The organism is Comamonas thiooxydans (assembly GCF_000964545.1).
Lineage (GTDB): Bacteria > Pseudomonadota > Gammaproteobacteria > Burkholderiales > Burkholderiaceae_C > Comamonas > Comamonas thiooxydans.
In genome coordinates, this window is record NZ_BBVD01000005.1 from 446,608 (window position 1) to 461,187 (window position 14,580).

Genomic DNA, 14,580 nt, shown 5'->3' on the forward strand with positions numbered 1-14,580 from the left:
CATGAATCACGGAAAAATCTTCTGCGTGGGACTGGGTCCCGGCGATCCCGACATGATGAGCGTGAAGGCCGACCGCCTGCTGAGAAACGCCCGCCATGTGGCCTACTTCCGCAAGCGCGGTCACCCGGGCAAGGCACGGCAACTGGTCAACGGCCTGCTGCATGCCGAGGTCACGGAGTACCCGATGGAGTACCCGCTGACCACGGAGATCCCGCACGACGACCCACGCTATATTGCCCAGCTGTCCAGCTTCTATCAGGACTGGCAGTCCCGGCTGACACAGCTGACGCGCAGCGAGGATGTGATCGTGCTTTGCGAAGGCGATCCATTCTTCTACGGCTCCTTCATGCACCTCTATGTGCGTCTGCGCCAGGCGGCGCAGGTGACGGTCGAGGTGCTGCCCGGCATACCCGGCATGGTGGGCTGCTGGCATGCCACCGGCATTCCCATGACCTGGGGTGACGATGTGATGAGCGTGCTGCCCGCGACCCTGCCCGATACGCCGCTGCGCGAGCATATGGCGCGCTCGGATGCGCTGGTCATCATGAAGGTGGGACGGCATCTGGGCCGCATCCGTGCGCTGCTGAGCGAGCAAGGCAAGCTGGAGCGAGCCTGGCTGGTCATCAACGGCACCATGAGCGATCAGCAGGTCATGCCGCTGAGCGGCGCACCCGAGCGCTGCCCCTATTTCGCCATCATCGTCGTGCACGGCCAGGGCCGCCGCCCGGCAAACGACATGTGAATGCGCTGTCATGAGCACGACCACAATGCCTCCACAACTCTTGGTGCTGGGCCTGGGCCCGGGCGATGATGCGCTGCTGACGCAGCAGGTGCGCGACAGCATCGCCAGCGCAAGCGATGCATTCGGCTACTTTCCCTATGTGGAGCGGCTGCAGGGTCTGGAACATCTGCAGCTGCATGCCAGCGATAACCGTGAAGAGCTGGAACGTGCACGCAATGCCTTGAATCTTGCAGCCCAGGGCCGCAAGGTGCTGATGCTCTCGTCGGGCGACCCGGGCGTATTCGCCATGGCCAGTGCCGTGTTCGAGACGCTGGAGCAGGCCAGCCCCGAGGAGCATGCCCGCTGGCAGGGCGTGGACGTGCAGGTGCAGCCGGGCATCACCGCCATGCTGGCCGCGGCAGCGCGTCTGGGCGCCCCCTTGGGACATGACTTCTGCACCATCAATCTGTCTGACAACCTCAAGCCCGCCAGCATCATCGAGCGCCGCATCCGTCTGGCCGCCCAGGCCGATTTCGCCATGGCGTTCTACAACCCCTGCTCCCGATCACGCCCGCAAGGCTTTTCCCGGGCGCTGCAGGTGCTGCAGCAGGAATGCGAGCCCGAGCGCCTGATCTGCTTTGCCCGCAACGTCAGCCGCCCCGATGAAACGCTGCGGGTCGTGAAGCTGCTGGATGCACGGGCCGATATGGCCGATATGCGCACGGTGGTGATCGTGGGCAACAGCCAGACCAGGCAGGTGGGCAAGCATGTCTATACCCCGCGCAGCTATGAAGTCTGCAGCCGCGCCCCTTCCATCGTGAGCGACCATGCCTGAGTACGCGCAAGGTCCTGCCAGGCAAAAGTGCTCAGCAGCGCTGCCGGTACAACCACTCCATGGCCTGTTGCGGGCTTTGGCACTGGGTGCGCGGCGCCAGCGCCGGCCTGTCGACCATGATGACCGGAATGCCCAGTTGCCGTGCGGCCTCGATCTTGGCATAGGTATCTGCGCCACCGGCGTTCTTGCTGACGATGCAGTCGACGCGGTACTGCCCGAGCAGCGCCAGCTCATCGGCGAGCCGAAACGGGCCGCGCGCAACGATCAGCTCATAGCTGGATGCCGGCAACGGCAAGGAGCCGCCCTCCTGATCGATGACGCGCAGCACAAACTGGTGCTCGTCGGCCAGGCCTGCAAACGCCGCCAGCTGCTTGCGTCCTATGGCCAGAAACACTCGCTTCAAAGACCGACTCAAGGCCTGTGCGGCAGCCGCCATATCGGGCACATGCTGCCATTGGTCGCCGGGCTGCGCCTGCCAGGCTGGCCGCTCCATGGACAGCAAGGGCAGATCCAGTTGGGCGCAGGCCGCGATGGCATTGGCACTCATCTGTGCGGCGAATGGGTGGGTGGCGTCGATGACATGGGTGATGTGATGCGCACTCAGGTAATCGACCAGCCCCTGCACGCCGCCAAAACCGCCCACACGCACGGGCAAGGCCGGAGTACGACGCGTCTGGGTGGCCCCGGCATAGGAATAGATGGCCTGCACCCCGGCCTCATGCAGCAGCGTGGACAAGATATAGGCATCGAAAGTGCCGCCTAACAGGAGAACTTGGGTCATGGCCAATCCGTGGCTTTCAATTATCGGAATTCATCCATCAGGGCTGGAAGGCCTGAGCCCCGCAGCGCGACAAGCCCTGGATGATGCCAGTGTTGTGTTCGGCAGTCCGCGTCATCTGGCCCTGGCGCAAGCAGGAGCGCGTGGCAGAGCCTGGCCGATCCCCTTCAGCGTCGAGCCCGTGCTGCAGCTGCGTGGACAGCAAGGCGTGGCCGTGCTGGTGTCCGGCGATCCGTTTCACTTCGGTGCCGGGGCATCGCTGGCCAGGCACCTGGAGTTGGGCGAGTGGCGCAATTACCCTCAAGCCTCGACATTTTCCTGGGTTGCAGGCGAGCTGGGCTGGTCCCAGGAGCGCACCCACTGCCTGGGCCTGCATGCCCGCAGCCTGAGCAGCCTGACGCCTCTGCTGGCGCCTCAAGAGCGCTTTATCTGCCTGTTGCGTGACGGCCCGGCCGCTCACACTCTGGCTCAATGGCTGCTGCAGCAGGGCTGGGGCGACAGCCCTCTGTGGCTGGTGGAGCAGGCAGGCAGCGATCAGCAGGACATACGCAGCGGCACGGTGCGCGAGCTGGCCGCCCTGCTGGCAACCCAGCCGGCCAAGGCCCCTGTGACTGCGGCTTTCGAAGCGCGCGGCGATAAAGGTCTGTCCCGGGTACCAGGCAGACCCATCGGTGAGTTTGCACACGACGGGCAGATCACCAAGAGCCCGGTGCGCGCCATGACGCTGGCTGCGCTGGCTCCGCGCCAGGGCGAGTGGCTCTGGGATCTGGGTGCGGGTTCGGGCTCGGTCGCCGTCGAGTGGTGTCTGGCTGGCGGCCAGGCCATCTGCGTGGAGCAGCATGCCGCGCGTGCGGCCAATATTGCGCAGAACGCGCAGCGCTATGCTGCAGCGCTCGAAGTGGTTCATGACCATGCCCTGGCAGCCCTGCCCCGTCTGCAGCCAGAGCCGCAGGCCGTCTTTGTCGGCGGCGGCTTCAGCGCGGAGCTGTTCAATGCCTTGTGCATGCGTCTTTCCGGGCCTTGGCGCCTCGTGGTGAATGCCGTGGCGCTGCACACCCAGGCACTTCTGCTGGAGCTGCACCGCACGCATGGCGGCCAGCTGTATCAGTTGCAATGGAGCGAAGCTCAGAGCCTGGGCAGCATGCATTCCTGGTCCCCTGCCCGCCCCCTGGTGCAGTGGGTCTGGAGCAGCCAATGAGACATCTGTTCGCGGGCTGGGGCTTTCAAGCCGGTGCTCTGCCTCAATCATTCGAAAGCTGCTGGACCCAGGCCTGCCAGAGACTTGGAGGAACGGATTCAGCGCCCTGCCGCTGGACCTTTGCCCTGCTGGCCACCAGGAGCCAGACCTCAGCGGCGCGCGCCTTGCAGGATTGGGCGAGCCAGATTCCTGACCATATCGACTGGAAGACCTGTGCCGAAAGCGCGATTGCGCATATCGCCACACCATCCCATTCCGCAAGATTGCAGCAGCGCTTTGCCACGGGCAGCGTTGCAGAAGCCCTGGCCCTGCATGCCGGCGCAGTCCTGGCCCATAGCCGGCTGCTGGTGCTGCGCACCGTTTCGGCAGACCGACGTGCGACGCTGGCGATTGCCGGCTTGCCGCTGCCCACACCATTTATCCCTGGAGTTTTGCCTTGACCGTTCATTTCATCGGAGCCGGCCCCGGTGCGGCCGACCTCATCACCGTTCGCGGGCGTGATCTGCTGGCCGCCTCGCCTGTGTGCCTGTACGCAGGCTCGCTGGTACCCTGCGAGCTGCTGGCACACTGCCCTGCCGGAGCCCGCCTCGTCAACACCGCCCCCATGTCGCTGGAAGACATCGTGGCCGAAATCCAGACCGCACACGAACAAGGGCTGGATGTTGCCCGCCTGCATTCCGGTGACCTTAGCATCTGGTCTGCCATGGGTGAGCAGTTGCGCGCCTTGCGCGAGCTGAACATCCCCTACACAGTCACTCCCGGTGTCCCCGCTTTCAGTGCCGCAGCCGCTGCGCTGGAAGCCGAGCTGACACTGCCCGGCTCCTGCCAATCGGTGGTGCTGACACGTACCTCGGGCCGGGCGTCGAGCATGCCCGACGGCGAAACCCTGGCCGCCTTCGCGGCGACCGGCGCCGTACTGGCGATTCATCTGTCGGTCCATGTGGCCGAACAAGTGCAGCAGGAGCTCACCAGTCATTACGGCGCAGACTGCCCTGCAGCCATTGTCTGGCGCGCCTCATGGCCGGACGAGCAAGTGCTGCGCACCCGCGTGGGAGATATTGCCAGCGCCGCCCAATCCAATCCGCTGCAGCGCAGCGCACTGATTCTGGTCGGGGCCACCCTGAATCAGCAGGATTTCGGCAACAGCCGACTCTATGCCAATGACTACGATCGCCGCTACCGACCGCGCGGCGACGAACCGCGCTTCCCTCGCGGAACCGAGGGCGCCTGATGCTGGAGCTGTTCCTGATCGGCATCGGCACCGGCAACCCCGATCACCTCACCCGGGAAGCAGAGAAAGCAATTCGCAGCGCCGACCTGGTTCTGTTGCCACACAAGGAGGACAGCAAGGCCGAGCTGGCCCAGGTCCGCCTGTCGCTGCTGCAAGGCCTGGCCGTGGAAGAGAGCCGAATTGCTCACTTCGACATGCCGCAACGCCGCCAGCAGGGATCGGACTACGACCAGCAAGTGGACGAATGGCATGAGGCCATTGCCCGGCGCTGGCAAGCCAGTCTTCAGGAGCATCTCCCTGCCCGTTCGGGACGCGTGGCCCTGCTTGTCTGGGGCGACCCGGCCCTCTACGACAGCACGCTGCGCATTGCCTCGCGTCTGGGCCTGGCCCGCGAACAGGTATGCGTCGTGCCTGGCATCACCTCCATGCAGGTGCTGTGCAGTGCCCATGGCATTGCCCTCAATGAAATCGGCGAGCCCTTTCTGATCACCACCGGTCGCCAGCTGCGTGAAAACGGCTGGCCATCCGGGGTGAACACCCTGGTCGTGATGCTGGATGGTCAACGCAGCTATGAACAGCTGAAAGATACCGATGTCGACATCTACTGGGGTGCCTATCTGGGCATGCCCCAGCAATTGCTCATGCATGGCCGGCTTTGCGACATCGCGCCAGACATCACCAGCAGGCGCGCCCAGGCCCGCGAACAAAATGGCTGGATCATGGACATCTACCTGCTGCGCAGGGTCGCGGCCCCCTGACCCAAGGTCGCCCAGGCGCATCCGTCGCCTGGCAGGCACACCGGATCACCGTGCGGTGTGCTTCACCTCATCAAGGAATCGATGGCCTGGGGTGTTCAGCTTGCCTGCCGATGCCAGCCTATGCGGACGCCGGTACTGCTGCATGAGGCAGCTCGAGCCGATGCCAGAGTCTGAGCATCTCCTGCAGCAGCGCTGGCGCATGGTCTGTGCGATACACCGCGCCCAACGGTGGCAAACCGCCCTCCATACGCACATCCAGCGCACGCACACGCCCCTGGGAACGCAGTCCCGGCAGAATGCTGCGGGGCACCAGCGATACGGCCCCAGGCTGGGTGAGCAGGCCCTCGAGCACGGGCAGCGACACAGTGGAGGCCGGAAACCAGGAGGCATCCTCCAGCACGGGCAGCACCTCGGTCTCCACGATATTGCGCACCGCGATGCCAAAGCTCGGCAGCACCCAGCGCGCCCCCCTCAAGGCAGGCAGCGGCACATCGCGCCGCCCGACCAGCGGATGATCAGCATCCGCAATCACCACTGCCGCATCCAGCAGCAGCGGCTCGAAGGAAAACTCCACCGGCAAAAGCTGGGGCTGGCGACAGAACACCACATCGAGACCGGAAGCCATGAGCTGCGACAGCAAAGGGGCGCTGGCATCCTCATGCACATCCACATAGACCTGCGGGTGTGCCTCGTAAAAGCGTGGCAGCAGCTGGGACAGCACCGAAAGCGCAGCTGCCGGAATGGCCCCGAGACGTAACGCTGCCGAAGCCCCGCGACGGATGGAGGCCAGCGATTCGGACACTTCCTGCAATCCCACCAGCATGCCGCGTGCCGCATCGATCAATGCCTGGCCTGCCACCGTGGGCCGCATGCCGCGTGCATGGCGCTCGAACAGCTTGATATCCAGCACCCGCTCCAGCTCGGCCAGGGCCTGGGTAGCCGCTGACTGGCTCATGCTCAGCTCCACTGCCGCCTGCATGACCGAGCCGCATTGCTGCAAAGCCAGCAAAAGCTGCAACTGACGCAGCCGCACCTGCTTGACCATACGGGAAAAGAGCAAGCGGCCCTCGGGGCTTGCAGCCCCTGCTCTGGCCTGTATCTGAGAAAAAGAAGAGTCAGCAGCCATGATTTCAACGGATGTCGATCGCTTCCACAAAGTTCGTTCCAGCCTCTCGCCAATGCCAGCACCGAAGTGAGCATGATTCGGATAGTTTGCACGCATCCGACTATGCATTCACTTCCGCTTGAACGGACGGAGGAAACGCCGCGACACCGCATTGTCGTGGCAATTGCCCCGTGTGCTGATGACAGAGCGCCGTACCAGCCTCCCGTGGGCCTCCCGAGAGCGCTCAATGCATGGGTCTACCTAGTCGCTGGCTCGCCTTTGAAATCGCATAGTTCACAAGGCAGTAAAGCGCCGCCACGACCAGGTACACAGGCACCAGCGAGTGGTAGTTCGCTATCAGCACCTTGGCGTTCTGCATGAGCTCACCATAGGTGACGACATAGCCGAAGGTGGTGTCCTTGACCACGATGACCAGTTGCGCAACCAGTGCAGGAACGATGTAGCGAAGGGCCTGAGGAAAAACGACGAAGAAAAAGACCTGGACTTCGGTCAAACCCAGGCTTCGCGCGGCGTCGGTCTGGCCGCGCGGAACGGCGAGCACGCCCGCGCGGTATACCTCGGCAACCACGGCTGCGGTACTCAGGCCTATGGGCAAGGTCAGCATCCAATAGGTGCTCAGCTTGATCCCGACCGATGGCAGCACCAGAAAGCAGACATAGATGAGCAGCAGCGTGGGCGTGCCGCGCAGGAACTCAATGACAGCAATGCTGGGCCAACGCATCAGCCTCAGCCGCGACAGCCGCCCCAGCAGCAGCACCAGCCCGAGGGCCAGAGCAATGACGGCGGCCATCGCCGACGATGCCAGCGTGCCGAGCAGACCTTTGGCAAGAAAGCTCCAGGTCGTCGGCCAGGCAAAGAATTCCCAATACGGGGCATCGAGCTGCCCTGCCGAATGGAAGCGGAACACGATGGCCACCGCCAGCAAAAGCAGCACGGCTGCGGCGATCGCGCTCACCGCGTTGGTGACGGCCCGGGCCTGGGGGTCCGGCGCAGCAAACAGAATGTCCTCCAGAGAGCGGCTCATCGCAGTATCCGCACTTTCTTTTCCAGAGCTGCACCGGCCCAGGCGATGAGCAGGCCTGTCACCACATACATGGTGGCAGCCACTGCGAACGCGGCAATGCCGAGCGCCGAGTCGTTGGCGATCTTGGATACGAGCGCGGTGAGCTCCCGGCCTGGAAACGGCAACTGCGACGCCAGAGAGGTCGACAGCATCAATGCAATCAGCAGCGAAGTCATCGGCTGCACCACCGAACGCAGTGCCTGCGGCAAGACCACGGCAGAAACAATCTGCAGCGGCCGCATGCCCAGGCTGAGCGCAGCCTCAATCTGGCTGCCGGGAATGGTGTTGATACCCGAGCGCAGGTAGTCCGCCGTGAATGCGGAGCAGACCAGCGTCAGCGTCAGTATCACGCTGGGCTCATAGTCGATCACGATGTTGAGATCGGGTAGCGCGAAAACGATGAAGATCAGCAGCGCTACGCTGGGAATATTGCGGAAGATCTCGACGTAGACGGTCAGTGCCATGCGCAGCGGCGGCAATGGCATAAGCCTAAGCACCGCGACGACCGTACCCAGCATGACCCCGGGCACAAAGGACACCACCGTGAGCTTCCATGTCAGCAAGAGGGCCTGCCAGAAGGCAGGCCCATAATCGGCCAGGAGCCTGGAAACCTCACCCATTGTTCAAGGCAGAGCGGGCGGCGTCGGAACAGTCGTGCTACCGGTACGCTGCCCTATGGAGATAGTCCAGAGTTTGGCCCAGGTACCATCAGCCTCCAGCTTCTTCAGGAAGGCATTGATGAATGCTACGCCGTCCGAGCCCTTGGGCAGTCCAACGCCATAGGGGTCCTGCGCGCCGAATGGCGCACCCGCCAGCCGCGCGTTGCTGGTGCCAAGGCTCAGGGCGTTGAGCAGCAGCGTGTAATCGGTCACGTAGGCATCCACGCGCCCCTGACGCAGTGCATCGAGGGCTTCCTGATGTGTCTGAAACTCTTGCACGACAGCCTTGGGGGCATACTGAGCCAATATCGCAGGCCCTGTGGAGCCCGCTTGCGTGGCCACCTTCTTGCCGCCCAGGTCGTTGTAAGACTGAACCGTCTTGTTGTTCGACTTGACCAGTACGCCGGACTGCGATGTGTAGTAAGGGCCGGCAAACGAGATCTTCTCGGCGCGAGCAGGAGTGATGGAGTAGGTGGCGAAGACCATGTCCACCTGATTATTGACAAGCACCTGCTCGCGCGTGGACGAGGTCACCTGCGTGAACTGGTACTTGGCGGCATCGCCCAGAATGTAGCGAGTGATGAGCTGGGCCAGACCCAGGTCAAAGCCACGGATCTTGCCGTCTTTCTCATTGAGCAGCGAGAAAAGATTCGAGGTTTGCGTGCTGCCGAGGCGCAGCGTGCCAGCCTGTTTGATCTTGCTGGCCCAGGTGCTCGATGCGATGGTCGCCGCATCGGCCACAGGCCCCTGCGCAACCAGAGCGTCATAGGCCGCTGCATTGATGGGAGTGCCCTGTGCGAAAAGCGACCCACCGGTCACGATCGTCAGTGCCACCACGGTGGATTTCAGAATGGATTTGATCGACATGCGGTCTTCTTGGATGGTCTGCGACGCGAATCAATATAAAGCAGCATTTGGAATGCGCGAGCCGCTCGTCCGAGCGTAGCCACCATTGTGCACACAATACAGCCCTTGTGCCCCAACAGGGCACGACGCCGCCAACAGTACCAGGCCTTGCCTAGCACTCATTCGAGAGACTGACCCGACCGGCGTCCGGCTATGAATACTAGCAAGCAGTCTGAACTCAAACTCGATGCGATTGCTGGCGTCCAAGCCGGCCAAGCAGCGCCTGCCGCAGGCAAGGCAATATTGCCGCCGCTAGATCACACCGCCAAGGCAACCTGCTGAGAACACCTCGACGACAGCTTTCAAGCCATCAACTTGAGAAGTCGAAACCTCGCTGTCACCGGGCGTGACCAAATACACACGACCCCTAAACAGATCCAGCGATATTGAGCGGCATCTCTGTCCCTGGCACTGTCCATGGCGAACATGATCAATGATCGCAAGAAATACAAGGGTTTTTACTAGAAGCCATCCAGCCCCACAGAGAGCGGCGCACCCAAGGTATCGACAAAGCTTATAGCTAGCAGCAAATAACATGTACTGCCAAGGCTCCGGAATTTCTATATTTCATTTCCATGACGGCAGAAATTCGTGAACAGCACTGATGGTGTAGGCACGCATCGGCCGATATCTTTCAGGAGCCCTCCATGCCCATCTCTTCACGCACTCGCGGCCGCACAAATGGCCTCAATCGCCGCGTCGGCCTGCTCTCGCTGGCGGTTGCCAGCTCCTTGTGGACCCTGGCCGCACCGCAGGCGCTGGCCGCTGACGCCTATCCAAGCAAGCCTGTCAAGCTCATCGTGCCTTTTGCCGCCGGCGGCTCCACCGACATCGTGGCCCGCGTGATTGCCGAAGGCATGCGCACCACGCTGGGGCAACCGGTGATCGTGGACAACAAGGGCGGCGCCGGGGGTCTGATCGGCAGCGAGGCCATCGCCCAGGCAGCTCCAGACGGCTACAGCATTGGCATGGCTACCGTGAGCACAGCCACCATCAACCCCCTGCTCTACAAACGCGCCAGCAAGATTGAAGGCAAGCTGCTGCCGGTGGCCAATCTGGTGACCATGCCGTCGGTCTATATGGCCCACCCCAAGATGGGCGTGAACAACTTCAAGGACTTTCTCGCCAAAGTCAAGGCCCAGCCCGGCACCTACAGTGCCGGAGTGCCGGGCCTGGGAACGCTGGGACATCTGATGGTTGCCTCGTTCAACGAAACCATGAAGACCCAGATCCAGATCGTGCCCTATCGCGGCAACGGACCTGCACTCAATGACGCCTTGGCCGGCATGGTTCAGATCATGACCGACCAGTTGCCCTCGGCAATGCCACAGATCAAGGGCGGCAAGCTGCTTCCCGTGGTGGTCGCCTCACATGGCCGCTCGCCCGACCTGCCCAATGTGCCGACCTTCAAGGAACTGGGCTACGACGAACTCAACGAACTGGGCATCAGCTGGTTCGGTCTGGTCGTCCCCAGCAACACGCCGGCCCCCATCGTGAAGCAGTTGCAGGATGCGGCTGTCAAAGCCGTCCACCTGCCCGAGGTGCAAAAGCATCTGAAGAATCTGGGCGCTACGGCGACCGATGCCGCGCCCTCCCAGTTCCCGGCCCAGATCGCCGCCGAACTCAAGCGCAACAAGGCCCTGCTCGACAAGGCCGGCGTCAGGCCCGAATAAGAGCCCGCCCTGCAGCCGGCCGGTTGCTTCTTCATGCCCTATCTTCTTCACCACAGCTCAAGGACCCTTTTGCCATGCAAGCGATGAGCGCCCTGCAGGATTTTTTTCAACGCGAGACACCGCGCATGACGGCATTGGCCGACCAGGTCTGGTCTCTGGCCGAGCTGCGCTATGCCGAGAACGCTTCGGTCCAGCTGCACATCGATGCGCTGCAGCAGGCTGGCTTTCGCATCACCCGCGATGTAGCAGGCATTCCCACCGCCTTCATGGCCGAATGGGGCGATACAGGCCCGGTCATTGCCTTGCTGGGTGAATACGACGCCCTGTCAGGCCTGAACCAGCAAAGCGGTGCTCTGGTTTGTACCCCGTCCACCGACAGCCCCGGTCTGGCCGGCCACGGCTGCGGCCACCATCTGCTGGGAACTTCTGCGCACTTTGCCGCAATTGCGCTGCAGCAGCACCTGAAAAGCACCGGCACGAGCGGACGCGTGCGCTATTACGGCTGTCCAGCCGAGGAAGGCGGCTCCGGCAAGACCTTCATGGCCCGCGCCGGCGTGTTCGATGATGTGGATGCAGCACTGACCTGGCACCCAGCCAGCTACACCGGTCTGTTCAGCCAAAGCACGCTGGCCAATATTCAGGCAAAGTTTGTCTTCCATGGCAAGGCATCGCATGCCGCGCACTCGCCCCACCTTGGCCGCAGTGCCTTGGATGCAGTGGAGCTGATGAACGTGGGGGTGAACTATTTGCGCGAGCACATGCCCTCGGACGCCCGCGTGCACTACGCCATTACCGATAGCGGTGGGCTGTCGCCCAATGTCGTGCAGGCGCGCGCCGAAGTGCTGTATCTGGTGCGGGCAGCACGCAACCACGAAGCCGCCGAACTCTATGAGCGCGTTCAGAATGTGGCGCGTGGTGCCGCGCTGATGACGGACTGCAAGCTCGAAATCGTCTTCGACAAGGCCTGTTCCAATCTGCTGCAAAACAGCACGCTGAACAGCGTGATGCATGCGCAGATGCAGGCACTGGGACAGTTGCAAGCCGATGCACAGGCGCATGCTGTTGCCGGCCAGTTCCAGGCCACGCTGGACAAAAACGATGTCGATGCCGTCAGCCGCCCTTTGGCGAGCGTGCTGCGCGGCAAGGTGCCGGCCATTTTTGAAGGTCTGACGCCCTACGACCCGAACGCCAAAGACATCATGTTCGGCTCCACCGACGTGGCCGATGTGAGCTGGATCACGCCCACCGTTCAGGCCTGGGTGGCCTGCTATGCTTTCGGCACGCCGCTGCACTCCTGGCAGATGGTGTCGCAAGGGCAGTCCGGCCTGGCTCACACCGGCATGGTGCACGCCGCAAAAATTCTGACAGCCACCGCCGTGGAGCTGTTCGCACAACCCGAGTTGCTGGAATGCGCCAAGGAAGAACTACTGCAACGCCGCGAGGGCAAGCCCTATGTCTGCCCCATTCCTGCAGAGGTAGCCCTGCCCTTTTTGCGAAAGTAAGTTGGCAACGGTTCCTCCTCTGAAAGGAATTTCGGTAACTTCAAAGCAAAAGTCCCTGAAAACGCCCGCCAGGATTGAGGATTCGCCATGCGCGCCAGCTTGCTCTGCCTCAAAGCGGCAGCAGTCAAAGCTTGATGCAACACAAGCCCCCGGCCAGGCCGAGCGGCCATAGTGAGACATGCCGCAAGACTGCGGAAACTCAACAGGGAGGCACCATGAAGCTGATGATCGATCTCTTTTCCACTGACTACGGGCTGATGAGCCTGGCCGTGATTTTGCTGATCATCGTCATGGCCGCTTTCTTTACGCGCCTCTTCCTGGGCAAGATGAAGAACGTTGCCAGCACCCCGTTGGAGTAAATCCAGGCTTCATAGCACGCTGCGCATACACTACCTTGGGTTGCTGGCGATATGACACGGTTTGAGTGCAAAAAAGGCCGGAGCTTTCACTCCGGCCTTTTTCTTGACCGCATCGCCCAGCGTGCTCAGTAATGCGGTGGCAACTCGTCGCGCAGATTGCGCACCATCGCGCCCCCGCCTTCTGGCGCTTGGCGCTTGAGTTCCCTCACCTCGTTGATCAACAGATCAATCTGCTGCTGCTGGCGGTAGATCGTCATATTGAGTTGCTCAAGCAAATCCTCTGTGTAGCTGGCCTTGATCTCCAGCTCCATGATTCGCTCTTGCAAGGCTTCGTGACTGTCGCTCATGACTTCAGCGCCTTGGCAAGACGAGCAATGCCTGCGCGAATCTTGTCCTCGTCAGCCGTGGCAAACGAGAGGCGGAAGGTCGCAGTATCGGGGTTCTGTGCATAGAACGGAGCGCCCGGTACAAAGGCCACGCCCTCTTCAATGGCCTTCTTGGCCAGCACGGCCGCATCCGCCAATTGGCCACGCGCGCCCGTCAGGCGCACCCACATGAACAGACCGCCGGCAGGCTGTACGAACTCGACGGCATCGCCCAGTTGCTCGCGCAGCGCATCGCCCATGGTCTCGGCACGCTTGGCATAGACCTCGCGCACATGGGCCAGGGTCTTGGGCATGGCGCCGGACTTCAGATACTGGGCTGCAGTGGCCTGTGCAAAGGTGCTGGTATGAGCATCGCTGAACTGCTTGCACATCACGGCGCGAGCAAGCAATTCGGGATGTGCAATCAGCCAGCCGATACGCAGACCGGGGCTGAGCACCTTGGACAATGAACCGCAGTGAGCCAGCCACTCTCGGCTGCCAGGAACTTCGCGTGTCAGCGACAGCAGGCTGGCAGGAGGCGCTTCATTGAAGTACAGATCGCCGTAGGGGTCGTCTTCCACCACCAGAGTCTGGTACTTGACGGCCAGCTCCAGCACCTTTTTGCGGCGTTCCAGGCTCAGCATGGCACCACTGGGGTTGCCGAAGGTCGGGATCAGATAGACCAGCTTGGGCTTGTGCTCGGCAATCAGCTTTTCCAGTTCGTCGGTCTTCACGCCATGCTCGTCCACAGGGGCGGAGATCACCTCTGCGCCATAGAGACGGAAACACTGAATCGTGGCCAGGAAGGTGGGGCCTTCGACGATGACCTTGTCACCCTCTCCCACCATGGTCTTGCCCAGCAAGTCCAGTGCCTGCTGGCTGCCGGTGGTGACGATGAGTTGATCAGGCGCCACATCGGGCACGCCCTTACCGGCCATAAAGGACGACAGTTGCTCGCGCAGCGGCTGGTAGCCCTCTGTCGCACCGTACTGCAATGCGGCTCCTGCCTCCTGCTGCAGGGCTGCCGCAGAGGCAGCGCTGATCCCGGTTACGTCAAACATGGCACTGTCCGGAAAGCCGCCCGCAAAGCTGATGATGCCTGGCTTGCCCAGCAGCTTGAAGAGTTCGCGGATCGCAGAGGTTTCTACGTTATCGAGTCGTTTGGCAAATTGCATACGTTTTCTTGGTTAAAGCGCTACGGGAATCTCGTCGCTGCTTGAGCGGCAGATGCCCATTGTGGCGCGCGAATCGCCCCAGAGACAGGAAGTGGCTTTTATGTAGGCGCTATTCCATGCTGCAAGTAATCAAACTCCTACCAAACAACAAAAGTTGATAGCAATTGTTAATTGCGCATAACTTCGTGTCTCAAACTTTGAATTGGACAGCGCCAAGGCTCTGACAAGAAC

General features: G+C 62.2%; 16 protein-coding genes. 9 read left to right on the forward strand and 7 right to left on the reverse strand.

Annotated elements, in window-relative coordinates:
- Position 1 precedes the first annotated feature (1 nt).
- Both cobI and cobJ read left to right on the forward strand, forming a co-directional pair.
- Entirely contained in the window at positions 2 to 742 is a 741-nt protein-coding gene (cobI, locus tag Cth01_RS09525) for a precorrin-2 C(20)-methyltransferase (protein WP_045839028.1), read from the forward strand.
- A 25-nt stretch (positions 743 to 767) separates the two neighbouring features.
- Positions 768 to 1,556 (forward strand): precorrin-3B C(17)-methyltransferase, encoded by a 789-nt coding sequence (cobJ, locus tag Cth01_RS09530; protein WP_045839029.1) that lies wholly within the window; start codon positions 768 to 770, stop codon positions 1,554 to 1,556.
- Between the two features lie 31 nt (positions 1,557 to 1,587).
- Here cobJ and Cth01_RS09535 read toward each other — a convergent pair whose 3' ends face one another.
- The gene (locus Cth01_RS09535; protein ID WP_052703292.1) at positions 1,588 to 2,343 is read right to left on the reverse strand and encodes a cobalt-precorrin-6A reductase; all 756 of its coding nucleotides are present in this window, start codon (positions 2,341 to 2,343) and stop codon (positions 1,588 to 1,590) included.
- Here Cth01_RS09535 and cbiT point away from each other — a divergent pair.
- Genes cbiT through cobF form a run of 4 tightly spaced genes read left to right on the forward strand, consistent with a single transcriptional unit; the run spans position 2,336 to position 5,521 of the window.
- Positions 2,336 to 3,532: a precorrin-6Y C5,15-methyltransferase (decarboxylating) subunit CbiT gene (gene cbiT, locus Cth01_RS09540; protein ID WP_045839031.1), complete on the forward strand. Its 1,197-nt coding sequence runs from the start codon at positions 2,336 to 2,338 to the stop codon at positions 3,530 to 3,532. The two genes, Cth01_RS09535 and cbiT, sit on opposite strands and share 8 nt — an antisense overlap.
- The gene (locus Cth01_RS09545; RefSeq protein WP_045839032.1) at positions 3,529 to 3,972 is read left to right on the forward strand and encodes a cobalamin biosynthesis protein; all 444 of its coding nucleotides are present in this window, start codon (positions 3,529 to 3,531) and stop codon (positions 3,970 to 3,972) included. Before cbiT ends, Cth01_RS09545 begins: the two co-directional genes overlap by 4 nt.
- Positions 3,969 to 4,763, forward strand: coding sequence for a precorrin-4 C(11)-methyltransferase (gene cobM / locus Cth01_RS09550; protein WP_045839033.1), 795 nt, complete (start codon positions 3,969 to 3,971; stop codon positions 4,761 to 4,763). Before Cth01_RS09545 ends, cobM begins: the two co-directional genes overlap by 4 nt.
- On the forward strand, positions 4,763 to 5,521 hold the full coding sequence (gene cobF, locus Cth01_RS09555) for a precorrin-6A synthase (deacetylating) (RefSeq protein WP_034351870.1): 759 nt from the start codon (positions 4,763 to 4,765) through the stop codon (positions 5,519 to 5,521). The genes cobM and cobF overlap by 1 nt, the downstream gene beginning before the upstream one ends.
- Before the next feature lie 118 nt (positions 5,522 to 5,639).
- Here the strand turns inward: cobF and Cth01_RS09560 are convergent, their stop codons facing one another.
- The 4 genes from Cth01_RS09560 to Cth01_RS09575 all read right to left on the reverse strand — a co-directional run bounded on the left by Cth01_RS09560 (position 5,640) and on the right by Cth01_RS09575 (position 9,236).
- Entirely contained in the window at positions 5,640 to 6,647 is a 1,008-nt protein-coding gene (locus tag Cth01_RS09560; protein ID WP_045839034.1) for a LysR family transcriptional regulator, read from the reverse strand.
- A gap of 223 nt (positions 6,648 to 6,870) precedes the next feature.
- On the reverse strand, positions 6,871 to 7,671 hold the full coding sequence (locus tag Cth01_RS09565; RefSeq protein ID WP_045839035.1) for an amino acid ABC transporter permease: 801 nt from the start codon (positions 7,669 to 7,671) through the stop codon (positions 6,871 to 6,873).
- On the reverse strand, positions 7,668 to 8,330 hold the full coding sequence (locus Cth01_RS09570) for an amino acid ABC transporter permease (protein WP_045839036.1): 663 nt from the start codon (positions 8,328 to 8,330) through the stop codon (positions 7,668 to 7,670). The genes Cth01_RS09565 and Cth01_RS09570 overlap by 4 nt, the downstream gene beginning before the upstream one ends.
- Before the next feature lie 3 nt (positions 8,331 to 8,333).
- Positions 8,334 to 9,236 (reverse strand): glutamate ABC transporter substrate-binding protein, encoded by a 903-nt coding sequence (locus tag Cth01_RS09575; RefSeq protein WP_034377483.1) that lies wholly within the window; start codon positions 9,234 to 9,236, stop codon positions 8,334 to 8,336.
- A 686-nt stretch (positions 9,237 to 9,922) separates the two neighbouring features.
- On the opposite strand from Cth01_RS09575, the gene Cth01_RS09580 reads away from it, so the two are divergent.
- The 3 genes from Cth01_RS09580 to Cth01_RS09590 all read left to right on the forward strand — a co-directional run bounded on the left by Cth01_RS09580 (position 9,923) and on the right by Cth01_RS09590 (position 12,809).
- Complete coding sequence (locus Cth01_RS09580; RefSeq protein WP_045839037.1) at positions 9,923 to 10,948, forward strand: tripartite tricarboxylate transporter substrate binding protein BugE; 1,026 nt, start codon at positions 9,923 to 9,925, stop codon at positions 10,946 to 10,948.
- Positions 10,949 to 11,022: 74 nt separating this feature from the next.
- Positions 11,023 to 12,450, forward strand: a complete 1,428-nt coding sequence (locus Cth01_RS09585; RefSeq protein WP_045839038.1) for a M20 family metallopeptidase — start codon at positions 11,023 to 11,025, stop codon at positions 12,448 to 12,450.
- A gap of 215 nt (positions 12,451 to 12,665) precedes the next feature.
- On the forward strand, positions 12,666 to 12,809 hold the full coding sequence (locus Cth01_RS09590) for a DUF3149 domain-containing protein (protein ID WP_012837967.1): 144 nt from the start codon (positions 12,666 to 12,668) through the stop codon (positions 12,807 to 12,809).
- A gap of 125 nt (positions 12,810 to 12,934) precedes the next feature.
- Here Cth01_RS09590 and Cth01_RS09595 read toward each other — a convergent pair whose 3' ends face one another.
- Both Cth01_RS09595 and Cth01_RS09600 read right to left on the reverse strand, forming a co-directional pair.
- Entirely contained in the window at positions 12,935 to 13,156 is a 222-nt protein-coding gene (locus tag Cth01_RS09595; protein WP_003063015.1) for a SlyX family protein, read from the reverse strand.
- Positions 13,153 to 14,349, reverse strand: a complete 1,197-nt coding sequence (locus Cth01_RS09600; RefSeq protein ID WP_034392387.1) for an aminotransferase-like domain-containing protein — start codon at positions 14,347 to 14,349, stop codon at positions 13,153 to 13,155. Before Cth01_RS09600 ends, Cth01_RS09595 begins: the two co-directional genes overlap by 4 nt.
- Positions 14,350 to 14,580: the final 231 nt, after the last annotated feature.